The following is a 14,940-nucleotide window of genomic DNA, read 5'->3' on the forward strand; positions in this document are numbered from 1 at the left end:
GTGCGAAATAGGATTTCGGCGCGGTGGGCGCCCCCTGCGCGCATTTATCCGTGCCGGTTTCGATCGGTTGCGGACCTTCTTCTCCCCTCCCGCCCGCGGGAGGGGGCGGGGGAGGGCCTGTGATGGTGCGACAACCCTCCCCGCTGCGGCTAGCCAGCAAGCTGGCAACCCTCGCTGCCCCTCCCGCAGGCGGGAGGGGTGATCAGCTCGCTGCTGTAATGTCAGCTTCCCACCCCAAGGCCGTCAGTCAGCACCCCCGCACAGCCGCCAACGGCCATGTTCGACATGGGTGGTCTTGCCGACGATGCTTTCGGTCAGGATGATTTCGCCCACCGTCCAGCTGATCGGCGGCATTTTCTGCGCATTCAGCCGGTCGCCGCGATAGTTGATCGTGATGTGCGGTTCGGGGGTGGTGCCGTCCATGATCGGCGCCTTTTCGCGCAGCAGATGGTTCACCAACGCCTTCTGAAACGCCCGCGCCTCGGCCAGCGGATCGCGCGTGCGCAGCGTCACCGCCTTGCGGTTCTCGATCCGGTCGAAGCGGAGCGGGAAGGGCGCCGCGGCGAAGCCGTCCAGCGCGGCGATGGTCGCGGGCAGCCACTCGGGTGGCGCATAATGCAGGTCGTAGAGCGAGATCAGCGTGACATGGAGGAGGTCGGGCCCGCGCGAAGGATCGTTGCGGGGCAGCGCGGCGATCAGCGCCTGCACCTCCGGCGGCGGCTTGGCCATAACGTAGAGGGGGTTTCGGGCGCGCATGGATGGGAGTGTAGCATGGTGTGGGGGTGATGCCGACTGCTGCTCGCTCCATCCCCCCGGATGCAGGGCAAGGGCATCACGGGAACGACAACATCGCCACGCGCGACACGGTGAAGCGCAATGCGCCGCTCGGGCATCGCTATGTGGAGGTGGTCAGCGGCGAGACGCCCGCCGAGGTGCGGGCGACGGTGCGAAAACGGGTCGGGGGTGAGTGCGGCCTAACTCGTTTTTATTGACTATCCGAATATCTGTACAGCGGCGCCATTTTTATACGGCCCTTGCTATTCCTGGGTTATAGATAATCGAGTATCTCGTTCAATTAGACCATATTTCCCATCACCGAAATAAAATATTTCAATAGTTTCTATTCTGAGAACTCGAAAAACTACCATTTTTATATTCATGCTAATAACGGCATGGCCGAATGGAAGTAGATATATCTTTCTCCAGCGCTTTTCTTTCAACTTTTCTGTTAGATTCTTTACGATCTTGTCGATTTCTGCATTCACAGTCGCCGTGGATGAAAAATCGAGGCTGCCGGTTGATGCGGGATATAGTTCACCCTTGATGAACTCTAAGGGTAGAGGATGAACCCCTACATTGCTTACAATAGTGAGCTCGTCAGCCTCTGTTCCATCTCCCTGTAGAGCTTGTTCAATGAAACCACGCCCGCGTCTTTGGGCGATCTTTCGAACGATGTTTACGTCGTCATCAGGGCTCACCATTGAAGCGCCTTTCCCTTCGAGAATAGAAGAGAAATGTCTCGTTCGATCGATAAAAATAGGGGTGAACCTTCTTTGAGAAAGAATGCCGGAGGCATATCTGGCTGAGGTGCGTTAAAGTACATCTTCAACCAAATTCCTTCATCAACTTGAACAAAATTGTAGCATAATTTTTCTTCAGTCTGGAGAAGGGAAACATTTTTACAAGCATCTGCATCATATTTCTGCATTCCTCTAAAGAATTGTTCAGGAGTGCTTACAATTCCTTTTGTGGATGGAAATATGGACGCATCTCTCATGTGAAGGACTTCAATTGATTTACCTCTCTTAACTAGCCTTTCTCGAATCTCATCTTTATGCCTGTCAAGGAATGAAGAAGAATATCTAGATCCTATAATAAGCTTGTTAGAATTTATTATTGATTTTCTATATTCAATTTCCGTAACTTTGATTTTCACATCGCTAAGGCCGAGTTCTAGTGAACGCGTCTGCCCAACAGCATCCAATACGACTTCTCGAATCAATCTCTTTTTATTGACGAATTCGAATAGCGCGCCAAACGTTCCTGTCGTCAAAATTGCTGTCGCGATACCGCTCAATGCCTTGGCTGCGGGGCTTAGTTGATCAGCGATAAAAAGACTCGAGCCATAAAACATGGCCATGCTGACGGTGACGGCCAAGATTAATATTGCGATCGGATTTGTGGCGACGCCCTTGATTCCTTGCTTGATTACCTCCCACACGATTCTACCTCCCCCATTTGAGTAGACCCTACGGAAGACATGAAGCTTGGTAAATATCGCTATTTCTAATGGGGTGTTAGCTCGCGGTAAATTTCTCTGCGGGCAGTATGGTAGGTTGCGTACGCGCCTTGGTAGACACCTCAATCATGTTCCCTGCCACCCGCGCCCATATAAAGCTCGCTCCCCGTTTCCTTAAACAGCTCGCTCATCTCGGCCATGCCCTTCTCGGCTTCCTCCGCCGCGATGAAGTTTTCGGCGGGCTGGTTCTGCTTCGCCGCGAACTCGCGGACCTCCTGCGAAATCTTCATCGAGCAGAATTTGGGGCCGCACATGCTGCAGAAATGCGCGGTCTTGGCGCCTTCGGCCGGGAGCGTCTGGTCGTGATATTGCTCGGCCGTGTCGGGATCGAGCGACAGGTTGAACTGGTCGCGCCAGCGGAATTCGAAGCGCGCTTTCGATAGCGCGTCGTCGCGGACCTGCGCGGCGGGGTGGCCCTTGGCGAGGTCGGCGGCGTGCGCGGCGAGCTTGTAGGTGACGACGCCGACCTTCACATCGTCGCGGTCGGGGAGGCCGAGATGCTCCTTGGGCGTGACGTAGCAAAGCATCGCGGTGCCGTACCAGCCGATCTGCGCGGCGCCGATGCCGCTGGTGATATGGTCGTAACCCGGCGCGATGTCGGTGGTGAGCGGCCCGAGCGTGTAGAAGGGCGCCTCGCCGCACGCTTCGAGCTGCTTGTCCATATTCTCTTTGATCTTGTGCATCGGGACGTGGCCCGGGCCCTCGATCATCACCTGAACATCCTGCGCCCAGGCGCGCTTGGTGAGCTCGCCCAGCGTGTAGAGCTCGGCGAACTGCGCCTCGTCGTTCGCGTCATAGATGCTGCCGGGGCGGAGGCCGTCGCCGAGGCTGTAGGCGACGTCATACGCCTTCATGATCTCGGTAATCTCGTCGAAGCGTTCGTAGAGGAAGCTTTCCTTGTGATGCGCAAGGCACCATTTCGCCATGATGCTGCCGCCGCGCGACACGATGCCGGTCATGCGCTTCGCCGCGAGGGGGACGTAAGGCAGGCGGACGCCGGCGTGGATGGTGAAATAGTCGACGCCCTGTTCGGCCTGCTCGATCAGCGTGTCGGCGAAGATTTCCCAGGTCAGGTCCTCGGCGACGCCGCCGACCTTTTCGAGCGCCTGATAGATGGGGACGGTGCCGATCGGGACGGGCGAGTTGCGGATGATCCATTCGCGCGTGTCGTGGATGTTGCGGCCGGTCGACAGGTCCATGACGGTGTCGGCGCCCCAGCGGATCGACCAGACCATCTTGTCGACTTCGGATGCGACGTCGGATGCGACCGCGCTGTTGCCGATATTGGCGTTGATCTTGACGAGGAAGTTGCGGCCGATCGCCATCGGCTCGCTTTCGGGGTGGTTGATGTTGCTGGGGATGATCGCGCGGCCGCGGGCGACCTCGTCGCGGACAAACTCAGGAGTGACATAGTCGGGGATGCTGGCGCCCCAGTCCTGCCCGTCGCGCCTATATTCGGCGAGGCGCGCGCGGCCGAGATTTTCGCGCTCGGCGACATATTCCATCTCGGGCGTGATGATGCCGCGGCGGGCATAGTGCATCTGGCTGACGTTCTGGCCCGGCTTGGCGCGGAGGACCTTGCGGCGGACGTTGGGGAAGGCGGGGACGCCGCCCGAGCGGTCGGGGCCGAGCTGGCCGTTGTCCTCGGGCTTCACTTCGCGCTGGGTGACCTCCTCGACGTCGCCGCGGCCGCGGATCCAGTCGGCGCGGATTTCGGGGAGGCCGGCGTTGATGTCGATCGTCGCGTTGGCGTCGGTGTAGGGCCCGCTGGTGTCATAAACGCGGACGGGGGGCTCGCCCGAATGCGGGTCGAGGTCGATCTCGCGCATCGCGACGCGGATGCCGCTGCCCGTCTGCGTCGCGACGTGGATCTTGCGGCTGCCGCGGATCGGGCCGGTGGTGACGCCGATCGGCGTTGCGGCGCTCTTGTCGAGGCGGGAATCGATGTCGGCCATGTGCAGTCGCTCCATATGTTCGGAGCGAAAGACGGTTTTCCGGTGCGGAATGCCGACCCTCCCTCCGCCGGTATTAGCCGGATCAGGTTCAACGGGTCGCGGTTTATTCCGCTCTCAACCGGCCATTGCAGACGCGGCTCCCCGGGGATGCGGAGGGTTATAGGGGGCAGGGGAGGCGCTGTCCATTGGCGATGGCGGCGATGCGGTGGTAAAGGGCGGCGAGGGAGAGATTTATGCGGATGATGGCGGCGGCTTTATCGTTCCTGCTGGTGGCGGCGAGCCCGGCGGCGACGGTCGACGATCTCGGCTGGCTCGCGGGCGACTGGGTGAGCGAGGCGGACGGGCGCTGGACCGAGGAGAGCTGGGCGCCCCCGCGCGGCGGGCTGATGCTCGGGCACAGCCGGTCGGGGCGCGGCGATGCCCTGCGCGAGTTCGAGTTCATCCGGATCGCCGCGGGCGCCGACGGCACGCCCGCCTATATCGCGATGCCGCAGGGCGGCGCGCCGGTGACGTTCCGGCTGGTGCAGCGCGACAAGGCGAGCGCGACCTTCGAGAATGCGGCGCATGATTATCCGCAGCGCATCGCCTATGCCCGCGCGGGCGACACGCTGACCGCGACGATCTCGGCGATCGACGGGTCGAAGCCGCGCCGCTGGACCTATCGGCGGCGCTGATGGACAAGACGGGACGGTTGTTCGCGATCATCGACAGCCTGCGCCGGCGGCGGCGGCCGGTGACCGCCGAGGTGCTGGCCGAGGAACAGGGCGTGTCGGTGCGCACGCTGTACCGCGACGTGCAGGCGCTGGTCGCGCTCGGCGCGCCGATCGAGGGCGAGGCGGGGGTGGGCTATGTGCTGCGCGCGGGGTTTTTCCTGCCGCCGCTGATGTTCACTGCCGACGAGCTCGAAGCGCTCGTGCTCGGTGCGCGCTGGGTCGAGGGGCGGCAGGATGGGGCGCTGTCGCGCGCGGCGGGGCTGGCGCTCGCGAAGATCGCGGCGGCGAGCCCCGACGAGCTGAGGCACCGGATCGACGAGGCGGGGCTGTGGCCGGTGAGCAGCGGGTGGCGCGAGATCAATGCGCCGTTGCTCGCGACGGTGAGCGCGGCGATGCGCGCCGAAAAAACGCTGCACATCGGCTATGCCGACGCGAGCGGCGCCGCGACCGAGCGCGCGATCTGGCCCGCGGCGCTCGCCTATTTCGAAGAGAAGCATATCATCGCCGCCTGGTGCCTGTTGCGCCAGGATTTCCGCAGCTTTCGCATCGACCGGGTGACGTCGGCGCGGATCGGCGACGAAGGCTTTGGGCGCCGCCGCGCGGTGTTGATGGCCGATTTCTGGCGCCACCGCGACTTTTCCGAACAGCCTGCTGACATGATCTGTCAGGAGAGCCGGCTAAACCCTGCCGGGTGAAGGGCGGCCGGCGATCGGCGTCCGCGAAGGCCAAGGATTTTCATCGATGACCCAGACCTATCACGGCTCGTGCCACTGCGGCGCGGTCAAGTTCGAAGCCGACATCGACCTCGCGGCGGGGACGGGCAAGTGCAATTGTTCGATCTGCACCAAGAAGCGCGGCTGGAACGCGCAGGTCAAGCCCGACGCCTTTCGCCTGCTGACCGATCCCGCGGCGCTGAGCGATTATCAATTCGGGTCGAACAGCGCGCATCATGTCTTTTGCAAGACGTGCGGCGTCGCGTCATTCGGCCACGGCTATGTCGAGGAAATCGGCGGCGCCTATTATTCGGTGTCGATCGCGTGCCTCGACGACCTGACGCCCGCCGAAATGGCGGCGCTGCCGGTGCAGTATATGGACGGTGCGGGCGACAATTGGTGGAACCCGCCCGAGGTGACGGCGCATATGTGAGCTTTCCCTTCGTCATCCCGGACTTGATCCGGGATCCCGCTTTCTGAGGCATCGACCGGATTCAACCTCAAGCGGGACCCCGGATCAAGTCCGGGGTGACGATGAGAGAGAGGTCAGCTTCCGGTTGAAAGCGGCCTTCAGCTTGTGCGGCGCGCCAGATAAACGCCGGCGACCATCAACGCGATCCCCGCGAGGCGCTTGATGTCGATCGCCGAACGGATCGCGCCGAACAGGCCGAAATGGTCGATGACCGCCGCGCTGATCAGCTGGCCGACGAGCACGAAGAAGATCGCGTTGCCGACCCCGAAACGCGGCGCGATAAAGGTCACCGAGATGGCGTAAAAGGCCATGAAGGCGCCGCCGAAATAGAAATGCGCCGGGATATCGGACGACAGCCGCACCTGCCCGAGCGAACCGGTGGCGATCGCGCCCGTGACCGCGATGAGCAGGCCGAGGGTGAAGAGGATCACCGAGGCCGCCATCGGACTTTCGAGCCGCGCGCCGAGGCCGCCGTTGAGCGCGGCAAGGATCGGGATGCCGACCCCGGTCAGGAACATGATCGTGGCAAAGGCGGGGGCGGCATTGTTCGCGGTCATCGCTGGGTCTCCTTGGCGGCCTCAGCCGCGCGATAGGCGAGGATGGGCAATCCGCCTAATCCCCAATTGGCGGTCTCGACCTCGTCGATCGTCACGACGGTGGTCGCAGGATTTTTGCCGAGCACGCGCTGGAGCAATTCGGTGACGCCGCCGATCAACTCGGCCTTCTGTTCGGGGGTCGCGTCCTCGCGGGTGATGCGGATGTTGACGTAGGGCATGGTTTTTCCTCGCTGCTAAAGGCCCAGTTCCTCGAGCCCCGGATGGTCGTCGGGCCGGCGATCGCCCTGGTCGTCGCGCGGCCAGAGCAGGCGGCGGTCGGCGGCGGCGATCGCGACATCGTTGATGCTCGCGATCCGCCGCTGCATCTCGCCATTGTCCGCAAACTCCCAATTCTCATTGCCGTAGGAGCGCCACCACTGGCCATCGGCATCGTGCCATTCATAGGCGAAGCGCACCGCGATGCGGTTGTCGGCGAAGGCCCACAGCCCCTTGACCAGCCGATAATCCTGCTCGCGCTGCCATTTGGCGGCGAGGAAGTCGGTGATCGCGGCGCGGCCGGTGACGAAGGTCGAGCGGTTCCGCCACAGGCTGTCCGGCGTATAGGCGAGCACGACGCGCGCAGGGTCGCGGCTGTTCCAGCCGTCCTCGGCCAGACGGACTTTGAGGAGCGCGCCGTCCCGGTCAAAGGGCGGGAGCGGAGGGCGGGACATGGGGCTTCCTTTCAGGCGAAGGGGGTGGCGAATTCGATGCGGATGCCGCCGGGCATCGCACAGATGAAATGATGCGTCGTCGCGCCTTCGCGGATCGGTTCGGGATCGAATTCGATGAGCACGCCGGGGTGGCTCTGGACGCGCGCAAAGACGGTGCGCAGCGCGCCCAAATCGGCGACGCGGAGCGCCAGGTGATGCAGGCCGATATTGGCGCGGCGGTCGAATGGGGTCGCGCCTGCGGGATCGGCGACTTGCCAGAGCGTCAGCAAGGTCGTGCCGTCGGAGACGAAGATCGCGGGATAGTCGGGGCGTTCGGCCGCGACTTTATAGCCGAGCGCTTCGACGAAAAAGTCGCGCGCCTCCGCGACGTCGCGGACGGCGAGGCCGATGTGGTGCGCGCCCAAAGTCAGGGGGGCCGCCAAAGCTGTCGTCATTTTTCTTCCTTTGCACGAAGCGCGGCGATTTCGGCGCGCAACTGGTTGAGTTCGTCCGCCATCGGGCGGATCGCGGCGGAAATTTCGGCTTCGGTGAAGCGCGGGGTGATGTGCTGCGAGCAATTCCACTCCCAGCCGATCACATCGATGAAGAAGGCGCGCTCGGGGGTCGCGCGATACCCCTCCGGCATCAACGCGGTGACCGCGGCGGGATCGTCGGCGAGTTCGATGCTATGCGCATGGCCGACGAGTTTCAGCCGCTCGCGGTTCGGATAGTCCATCAGGAACAGCGAGACGCGGTCGTTGCCCGCGAGATTGGCGGTGCTGATATATTGCTTGTTGCCGCGATAGTCGGCGAAGCCGAGCCGGTTGCCCGCGATATGCTTGAGGAAACCGGCGGGGCCGCCGCGATGCTGCATATAGGGCCAGCCGTCGGCGTTGACGCTCGCCATATAGAAGCTGTCGCGCAGCGCGATATAATCGAGCTCCTTCGCCGTCAGCCGGTCGGGGGTGCCGTCGGCGCCCTCGTCCATCCTGGCATAGGACGCGCGCGATCCGTGACGTTCCTGGAGCGCCTGCACCGCGTCGTTGAACAGCGTCTTCCGATAATTTTTCGCCATTGCGTCGAACCTTTGGAATGCGGGGCGAACGAGGCCGGGAGGGAGCGGCGTCGTTCGCTGGAGCCGATCTAGGGCGTTGCAATGAGAGCGATAATAGAAGAATGTTGAATGAGTAAATTCCATAAACAGGAATAATCATGGACCGATTGCTGACGCTGGAAATGTTCGTCGCGGTCGCGAGCGAGGGCGGTTTTGCCGCCGCGGCGCGCAAGCTCGGCAGCTCGCCGCCCGCGGTGACGCGCGGTATCGCGGCGCTCGAGGCGCGGCTCGGGACGAGCCTGTTCCACCGGTCGACGCGCGCGGTCGCGCTGACCGACGCGGGCGCTGCGTTCCTCCATCAGGCGCGCCGCATCCTCGCCGACCTCGCGGGCGCCGAGCGCGAATTGCGCGGCGTGGAGGCCGAGCCGCGCGGGCAATTGCATTTGACCGCGCCGGTGATGTTCGGGCGGCTGCATGTGCTGCCTGTCGTCGGCGAACTGATGGCGCAGCACCGCGATCTGACGGCGCGGATGATGCTGATCGACCGCAATGTCCGCATCGTCGAGGAAGGGATCGACGTCGCGGTGCGTATCGGGCTGCTCGCGGATTCCGGGCTGAAGGCGGTGCGCATCGGCTGGGTGCGGCAGATGCTCGTCGCGAGCCCCGCCTATCTGGCGCGGCGCGGCGCGCCCGCGAGTGTGGCCGAACTGGCGGGGCATGATCTGATCGCGGCGATGGGGCCGCGCGCGGCGGGCGAGTGGCAATTCGTGTCGGGGCGCTGGCGCGTCGAACCGCGCCCGCGGCTGGTGCTCAACACCATCGACGGCATATTGGCGGCGGCCGAGGCGGGGCTGGGGATCGCCAATTTGCTGAGTTATCAGCTCGCCGCGGCGCTCGATGCGGGGCGGCTGATTTCATTGCTCGCCGACGAGCAGCCGCCCGCGCTGCCGGTGCACCTGTTGTTCGAACCGTCGCGCGCGGGATTGCCGGCGGTGCGGCTGTTCATCGCGGCGATGAAGGCGCGGATGCGGATGGTGGGGCTGGTTTGAGGGCAGGCTATTTCGCGGCGGGCGCTGCCGGGTCGTAGGACGAAACATGGTTCATCGCGATCACCCAGCGGCCGTCGATCTTGCGAAACAGGCGCGTGTTGATCCCTTCTTGCGACCGCTCGGGCCGCGCGAGATGATAGTGGCTGATGAGCAGCGCGGCGTCGGGCGCGAGGATGTCGATGCCGATGTCATAGAAATGGAGCGTCCCGCGCCGCGCGGGTGAGCCGCCATAGTCGCGGACATAATGGTCGAGCGTGCCCTGCCACCCGTCCTGGATCTTGCCGCCCGAGACAAAGGTCACTCCGGGGTTCCAGAAGCCCGCCATATAGCCGGTAAAATCGCTGCGGTTCCATGCCGCCTCCATATCGGCGACGACCTTCAGGATCGCGGCCTTCTCCGCCGCATCGTCGGCGCGTGCCGGGGTTGCGGCGCCGAACAGCAGCAGCGCCGCCAGCAGCATGCTTATCCATTTCGTCATGGGCTCTCTCTCCTCAGGGTTTGCGCAGGAACAGCGGATGTTCGGGCAGGCGCGCGCGATCGACAAGCTTTCCCTGCGCGATCACCGCCTCGACCTTTTCGATATTGCGAATGTCGGCGAGCGGGTCGTCCGACAGCAGGACGAGGTCGGCGATCTTGCCGGGCTCGATCGTGCCGAGGTCGGCGCTCATGCGCGCGGCGGCGGCGCCATGTTTGGTGCCCGCGACGATCGCCTCCATCGGGGTCATGCCGAGTTCGACGAGCCCCTCGATCGCGCGGATCGTGCCGATTCCCGGCTCGGCCTCGTCGCCCTTGGGCACGCGGCGGAATTCGGGGGCGTCGCCATAGAAGCTGTCGGTCGCCGGGGTGACCCGGCACCCCGCCTTGATCAGCCGTTCGGCGTTGCGGCGCTGCACATCCTGATTGTCGTCCATCATTTCGAGCCGCCGCCAGCGTTCGGCGCTGGTCGTCGGGGGCGGCATCTTCGCGATCTTCGCCTCCAGTTCTGCGCGCTTGGCGAGATGCTTTTTTCGATAGTCGCCGGTGATGTAATTCGACCGGATCCCGCACAGCACATCCTTCTTCACGATCAGCGCGATGAGATCGTCGGGCAGGTCGCGGCTCGTCAGCTCGGGATGCTGGATCAGGTCGATCCCCGCCTCGACCGCGAGCGTCAGTCCTTCCGAACTGGTGGCGTGCGTCTCGACCGGCTTGCCGCGCTTGTGGGCTTCCTCGACGATCACCGCCTGCTGACGCGGCGAAAAGCCGATCAGCGCGGGGCGGAGGAAATGGCTGGTGCCGCCATATTTGATGAAGTCGACCCCCTTGTCGAGATAGCGGTTCATCGCGATGCGCAGCTCGTCGGGCGTCATGTACATGATCTCTTCGCCCATGTCCTGTGCGAGCAGGTCGTTCCATTTCTCCTGGAACAGCGACAGGTCCGAATCCTTGGTGAGCGAGAAGGTCAGCGAGAAGGGCCCGCCCCAGCCGAGGATGTTGCCCGCCGCCTTGAGCCGCGCGCCGACGACCTCGCCACGGTCGATGCGGTCGCGCACCGTCAGGATCGGCGGCAGTACGCCATAGCTGTCGCGCATCGTCGTCACGCCATAGGTCAGCGCGCGCTGCGCGAATTCGAGCGCGAGTTCCTTGCCGCGGTCGGCATATTTCAGCGAGGTGTCGCGCCGCGCCGGCTGGCCATAGACCGAGACATGAACATTGCTGTCGATGAAGCCGGGCAGCAGATAGCGACCGCGGCCGTCGATGACCCGCGCCCCCGCCGTATCGGCACCGCCCTTGGCGATCGAAACGATCCGGCCCTTTTCGACGACGACGGTCATGCCCGGCTTCGGCGGGGCGCCCGTCCCGTCGATCAGCGTGACGCTGGTGATGGCGATCCGCCCCCCGGCAGGCGCCTCCGCGCGAGTCGCCGCCGGGACGAAAAGCGCGGAAAACATCAGAAAAATGCCGGCAAAAGCGGTTCTAAGACAGTTTATTGCGGTCACGCGATCCTCCCCGGAAACATGTGGCATTGACTCTTCGAAGATTGAGTATATCGTATTTCGTATACAGTAATAGCAAAAAGGGGTCCTGATGCAGTACCGCGAGGAATTAGCGACGCGTGCCGACGCCGCTTTTTCGCGGATGGCCGCGCACGCGCCCCGGCTATCCTGTCAGGCTCAAACGCCCGGAGCCCGCATGGGCATTCCGACGGCCACCGATCACCGCCCCGCGCGCGATGAAGGGAATTGTTTCCCCTTCGATCCCGCTGCCAGCGAGGGCGCCCAAAGCTCCGACATGTTCGCCGTTCAGCCAGCCGGGTCGCGGCGCGAAAAATCGCGCCCGTCCCGGACAAGAAATGGGGCCTGAGCGGCGTCCGGGGAAGCGTGCAGGAGAACGACGTCGCCCGCCGGCCGGCGGGCGCGAGCGAAGTCAACGACAGGCCAAAGGCCGTACACAGGGAGCGTCCATATGTCTTACGATCGAAGCAATCCGCAGGTCCGTTTTCGCCGCATACTTCTTGCCACCAGCCTGTTGTCCACCATCCTGCTGCCCGGCGCCGCATCCGCGCAGGATGTCGTGGCCGACGAAACCGCCGCTGAAGCGCCGACCGACATCATCGTGACGGGGTCGCGCCTGCAGCGCACCGACCTGACCGCGCCGAGCCCGATCACGGTCGTCGGACAGGAAGACGTCCAGCTGTCGGGCAACCTCACGCTCGAAAAGACGATGAACGAATTCCCGCAGCTCGCCTCGGGCAACACCTCGACCGTCAACAATGGCGGCGGCGCGGGCGTGCTCACCGCGAACCTGCGCGGGCTGGGCGAAACGCGCACGCTGACGCTGGTCAACGGCCGCCGCTTCATTCCGGCGAACGCGAACGGCTCGGTCGACCTGACCAGCATCCCCGACGCGCTGATCAAGCGGGTCGAGGTGATCACGGGCGGCGCGTCGGCCGTCTATGGTTCGGACGCGATCGCGGGCGCGGTGAACTTCATCCTCGACGACAGCTTCGAAGGCCTGCAGATGTCGGCGCAGGCCGGCATTTCGGACCGCGGCGACGCCGCGTCGAAAAAGATCGACATCACCTTCGGCGCCGACCTGGGCGGCGGCCGCGGCAACGTCGCGATTTCGGGCGCCTGGGCGAAACAGGATCCGATCACGCAGGCCGACCGTCCGTTCGGCCGGGTTCCGCTCGCCGAAATCAACGGCGCGCTCGTCTATTCGGGCTCGGGCAATATCCCGGGCACCCGCGTCCCGCTCAGCCAGGCGCAGCGCAACGCGCTGGTCGGCGTCAACATGACGCCGAGCGGCCCCTGCACCTCGATCACCGGCATCCGCTTCGGCGCCGGCGGCACGCCGCTGCCCTATTGCCAGCCCGAGGACACCTATAACTACGCGCCGTTCAACCTGCTCCAGCGTCCGCTCGAACGCATCAATTTCTCGGCGCTGGCGCATTATGACGTCACCGACCATATCACCGCTTATGCCGAAGCCTTCTTCGTCAACGCGCGCAACAATTCGAAACTGGCGCCCGACAGCTTCACGCCGGTAACGCCCGGCGCGGCGTCGTCGACGCTGCTCGTGCCGAATTATGCGACCAGTGCCAGCCTGTCGCCCGCAGTGCGCAATTTCTTCATCAACAATCGCGCGCTGTTCGATGCCGATGGCGACGGCACCGCGGCCGTGGTCGGCGGTGGCCGCCGCGCCGACGAGCTCGGCACGCGCGACAGCTTCTTCGAACGCCAGTCCTATGCGATCACCACCGGCCTGCGCGGCGATTTCGACATCGGCAAGCAGACCTGGCGCTGGGATGCTTTCTATCAATATCTGCGCAACCGCACCGATACCCGGGCCGAAGGCGTGATCAACCAGACACGCCTCAGCCTCGGGCTCGATTCGATCGTCAACGGTGCGGGTCAGGTCGTTTGCCGGTCGGGGGTCCCGGGCTGCGTCCCCGTCTCGATCTTCGGCCTCGGTTCGATTTCCCCCCAAGCCGGCGTCTATCTGACGCCGACGCGTACGAGCCACGACATCTTCGAACGCCAGGTCGCCGGCGCCTCGCTGAGCGGCACCTTGTTCGATCTGCCCGCCGGCCCGGTCGCGGTTGCGGTCGGCGCCGAATATCGCAAGGACAGCTATCAGTCGACGCCGAGCGCGATGGACCTCAACAAGGAATATGGCGCCGCGTCGAACAACGCGCTGGCGGGGTCGTTCGACGTGAAGGAAATCTTCGGCGAAATCCGCATCCCGATCCTGTCGGACACGCCCTTTTTCGACACGCTCGCGATCGAAGGGGCGGCGCGCTATTCGGATTATTCGACCGTCGGCGGGGTCTTCACCTGGAAGGCGGGCGGCGAATGGGCGCCGGTCAGCTGGGTCCGCATTCGCGGCGCGTATAACAGCGCGATCCGCGCGCCGAATATCAACGAGCTGTTTTCGGCGGTGGGTCAGGGCTTCACCGGGGGCACCGATCCGTGCGCGCGTCCGAACCTGACCGGCACCGACCCACGTAGTCAGCAGCTGCGCGACTTCTGCGTCGCGCAGGGCGTCCCCGCCGGCGACATCGCGACCTTCACGCAGGCGACGTTGGGGCTGACGCAGGAAACGGGCGGCAATCCCAACCTCACCGAGGAAAAGTCGAAGACCTACACGATCGGTGCGGTGATCTCGCCGCCGTTCATCCCGCGCCTCAACATCACCGTCGACTATTTCAATGTCGAGGTGAAGGGCGCGATCACGACGATCAACGCGCAGCAGACGCTGAACGACTGCTACACGGGCCTTAACGCGAACAGCCCGACCTGCCGGTCGGTCTTCCGCCTCTCCAGCGGCCAGATCGACTATGTCCGCACCAACCAGAATAATATCGGTGCGCTCAGGGTCCGCGGTCTCGACGTGCAGGGCGATTACACCATCCCGCTTCCCGCGGAGCTTGGTGACGATGCCCAGCTGCGCCTGACCGGCGTTGCGAGCTGGCTGTTCGAACGCTCGACGCAGGTGCTCAGCACCGTTGCCCCGCAGGATTGCGCCGGCTTCTATGGCGCGGGCTGCTCGACCGGCACCGGCGGGTTCATCGTTCCGGACTTCAAGCTGAATCTCGGCGCCGCCTATACCAGCGGTCCGCTGAGCATCCGCGGTCAGGCCCGGATGATCGGCGGCCTCAAAGTGTTCCCGACGGTCACCACCACCAATATCAAGACGGCCCCGGCCACCTGGTATTTCGACCTGACCAGCACGTTCGAGATCAACGACAACTTCACCTTCTTCGCCGGCGTCGACAATCTGTTCGACAAGATGCCGCCGATCCTCGGCACCACTTTCGTCGGCGACGCCAACGTCGACGTGTCGCTCTATGACACGCTGGGCCGGCGCTATTTTGCCGGTGTCCGGATGAAGTTCTAAAAACTTGCTCCCGGCCGGCGGCGCGTCACTGCTCCGCCGGCCTTTCTTTTTCCGCTATGG

At 64.0% G+C, this 14,940-nt stretch carries 17 protein-coding genes and 1 riboswitch; of the genes, 6 read left to right on the forward strand and 11 right to left on the reverse strand.

Annotation, left to right across the window (positions count from 1 at the left end; genetic code table 11):
- Positions 1-243: 243 nt before the first annotated feature.
- Positions 244-729 carry a 2'-5' RNA ligase family protein gene (locus tag FG91_RS06180; RefSeq protein ID WP_037513381.1) on the reverse strand — a complete coding sequence of 162 codons (486 nt, stop codon included), beginning with the start codon at positions 727-729 and terminating at the stop codon, positions 244-246.
- Between the two features lie 56 nt (positions 730-785).
- Here FG91_RS06180 and FG91_RS21685 point away from each other — a divergent pair, with 56 nt between their 5' ends.
- A complete protein-coding gene (locus FG91_RS21685) occupies positions 786-992 on the forward strand; it encodes a hypothetical protein (RefSeq protein WP_152568017.1) in 207 nt (68 codons plus the stop codon).
- A gap of 45 nt (positions 993-1,037) precedes the next feature.
- On the opposite strand, the gene FG91_RS21690 is transcribed toward FG91_RS21685, so the two are convergent.
- The 3 genes from FG91_RS21690 to thiC all read right to left on the reverse strand — a co-directional run bounded on the left by FG91_RS21690 (position 1,038) and on the right by thiC (position 4,254).
- Positions 1,038-1,481: a hypothetical protein gene (locus FG91_RS21690; protein ID WP_152568018.1), complete on the reverse strand. Its 444-nt coding sequence runs from the start codon at positions 1,479-1,481 to the stop codon at positions 1,038-1,040.
- Complete coding sequence (locus tag FG91_RS21695; RefSeq protein ID WP_152568019.1) at positions 1,475-2,221, reverse strand: hypothetical protein; 747 nt, start codon at positions 2,219-2,221, stop codon at positions 1,475-1,477. Before FG91_RS21695 ends, FG91_RS21690 begins: the two co-directional genes overlap by 7 nt.
- Before the next feature lie 140 nt (positions 2,222-2,361).
- The gene (gene thiC / locus FG91_RS06185) at positions 2,362-4,254 is read right to left on the reverse strand and encodes a phosphomethylpyrimidine synthase ThiC (protein ID WP_037513383.1); all 1,893 of its coding nucleotides are present in this window, start codon (positions 4,252-4,254) and stop codon (positions 2,362-2,364) included.
- A 42-nt stretch (positions 4,255-4,296) separates the two neighbouring features.
- Positions 4,297-4,408: riboswitch (TPP riboswitch) on the reverse strand.
- A gap of 79 nt (positions 4,409-4,487) precedes the next feature.
- Here thiC and FG91_RS06190 point away from each other — a divergent pair.
- Genes FG91_RS06190 through FG91_RS06200 form a run of 3 tightly spaced genes read left to right on the forward strand, consistent with a single transcriptional unit; the run spans position 4,488 to position 6,113 of the window.
- Entirely contained in the window at positions 4,488-4,928 is a 441-nt protein-coding gene (locus FG91_RS06190) for a DUF6265 family protein (RefSeq protein WP_052187357.1), read from the forward strand.
- Positions 4,928-5,662: a helix-turn-helix transcriptional regulator gene (locus FG91_RS06195; protein WP_037513386.1), complete on the forward strand. Its 735-nt coding sequence runs from the start codon at positions 4,928-4,930 to the stop codon at positions 5,660-5,662. The genes FG91_RS06190 and FG91_RS06195 overlap by 1 nt, the downstream gene beginning before the upstream one ends.
- 46 nt (positions 5,663-5,708) lie before the next feature.
- The gene (locus FG91_RS06200) at positions 5,709-6,113 is read left to right on the forward strand and encodes a GFA family protein (RefSeq protein WP_037513389.1); all 405 of its coding nucleotides are present in this window, start codon (positions 5,709-5,711) and stop codon (positions 6,111-6,113) included.
- A 137-nt stretch (positions 6,114-6,250) separates the two neighbouring features.
- Here FG91_RS06200 and FG91_RS06205 read toward each other — a convergent pair whose 3' ends face one another.
- From FG91_RS06205 to FG91_RS06225, 5 genes are read right to left on the reverse strand one after another with little or no spacing between them, the layout of a single operon-like run.
- On the reverse strand, positions 6,251-6,709 hold the full coding sequence (locus tag FG91_RS06205) for a DMT family transporter (protein ID WP_037513391.1): 459 nt from the start codon (positions 6,707-6,709) through the stop codon (positions 6,251-6,253).
- Positions 6,706-6,927, reverse strand: coding sequence for a tautomerase family protein (locus FG91_RS06210; RefSeq protein ID WP_037513393.1), 222 nt, complete (start codon positions 6,925-6,927; stop codon positions 6,706-6,708). The genes FG91_RS06205 and FG91_RS06210 overlap by 4 nt, the downstream gene beginning before the upstream one ends.
- A 15-nt stretch (positions 6,928-6,942) precedes the next feature.
- Positions 6,943-7,419: a nuclear transport factor 2 family protein gene (locus tag FG91_RS06215; RefSeq protein ID WP_037513395.1), complete on the reverse strand. Its 477-nt coding sequence runs from the start codon at positions 7,417-7,419 to the stop codon at positions 6,943-6,945.
- Positions 7,420-7,430: 11 nt separating this feature from the next.
- Positions 7,431-7,853 carry a VOC family protein gene (locus FG91_RS06220; RefSeq protein WP_037513398.1) on the reverse strand — a complete coding sequence of 141 codons (423 nt, stop codon included), beginning with the start codon at positions 7,851-7,853 and terminating at the stop codon, positions 7,431-7,433.
- Positions 7,850-8,473 (reverse strand): pyridoxamine 5'-phosphate oxidase family protein, encoded by a 624-nt coding sequence (locus FG91_RS06225; protein ID WP_037513401.1) that lies wholly within the window; start codon positions 8,471-8,473, stop codon positions 7,850-7,852. The genes FG91_RS06220 and FG91_RS06225 overlap by 4 nt, the downstream gene beginning before the upstream one ends.
- Before the next feature lie 137 nt (positions 8,474-8,610).
- On the opposite strand from FG91_RS06225, the gene FG91_RS06230 reads away from it, so the two are divergent.
- A complete protein-coding gene (locus FG91_RS06230; protein ID WP_037513403.1) occupies positions 8,611-9,501 on the forward strand; it encodes a LysR family transcriptional regulator in 891 nt (296 codons plus the stop codon).
- Between the two features lie 7 nt (positions 9,502-9,508).
- Here FG91_RS06230 and FG91_RS06235 read toward each other — a convergent pair whose 3' ends face one another.
- Together FG91_RS06235 and FG91_RS06240 are read right to left on the reverse strand one after the other, a co-directional pair.
- Positions 9,509-9,979 carry a YybH family protein gene (locus FG91_RS06235; RefSeq protein WP_037513406.1) on the reverse strand — a complete coding sequence of 157 codons (471 nt, stop codon included), beginning with the start codon at positions 9,977-9,979 and terminating at the stop codon, positions 9,509-9,511.
- 13 nt (positions 9,980-9,992) lie between these two features.
- Positions 9,993-11,432, reverse strand: coding sequence for an amidohydrolase family protein (locus FG91_RS06240; protein WP_235211962.1), 1,440 nt, complete (start codon positions 11,430-11,432; stop codon positions 9,993-9,995).
- A gap of 514 nt (positions 11,433-11,946) precedes the next feature.
- Between FG91_RS06240 and FG91_RS06245 the strand changes: the two genes are divergently transcribed.
- Positions 11,947-14,880, forward strand: a complete 2,934-nt coding sequence (locus FG91_RS06245) for a TonB-dependent receptor domain-containing protein (RefSeq protein WP_052187358.1) — start codon at positions 11,947-11,949, stop codon at positions 14,878-14,880.
- The last annotated feature ends 60 nt before the right edge of the window (positions 14,881-14,940 follow it).

Origin of the sequence: Sphingopyxis sp. LC81 (genome assembly GCF_000756375.1) — a bacterium.
Classification (GTDB): domain Bacteria; phylum Pseudomonadota; class Alphaproteobacteria; order Sphingomonadales; family Sphingomonadaceae; genus Sphingopyxis.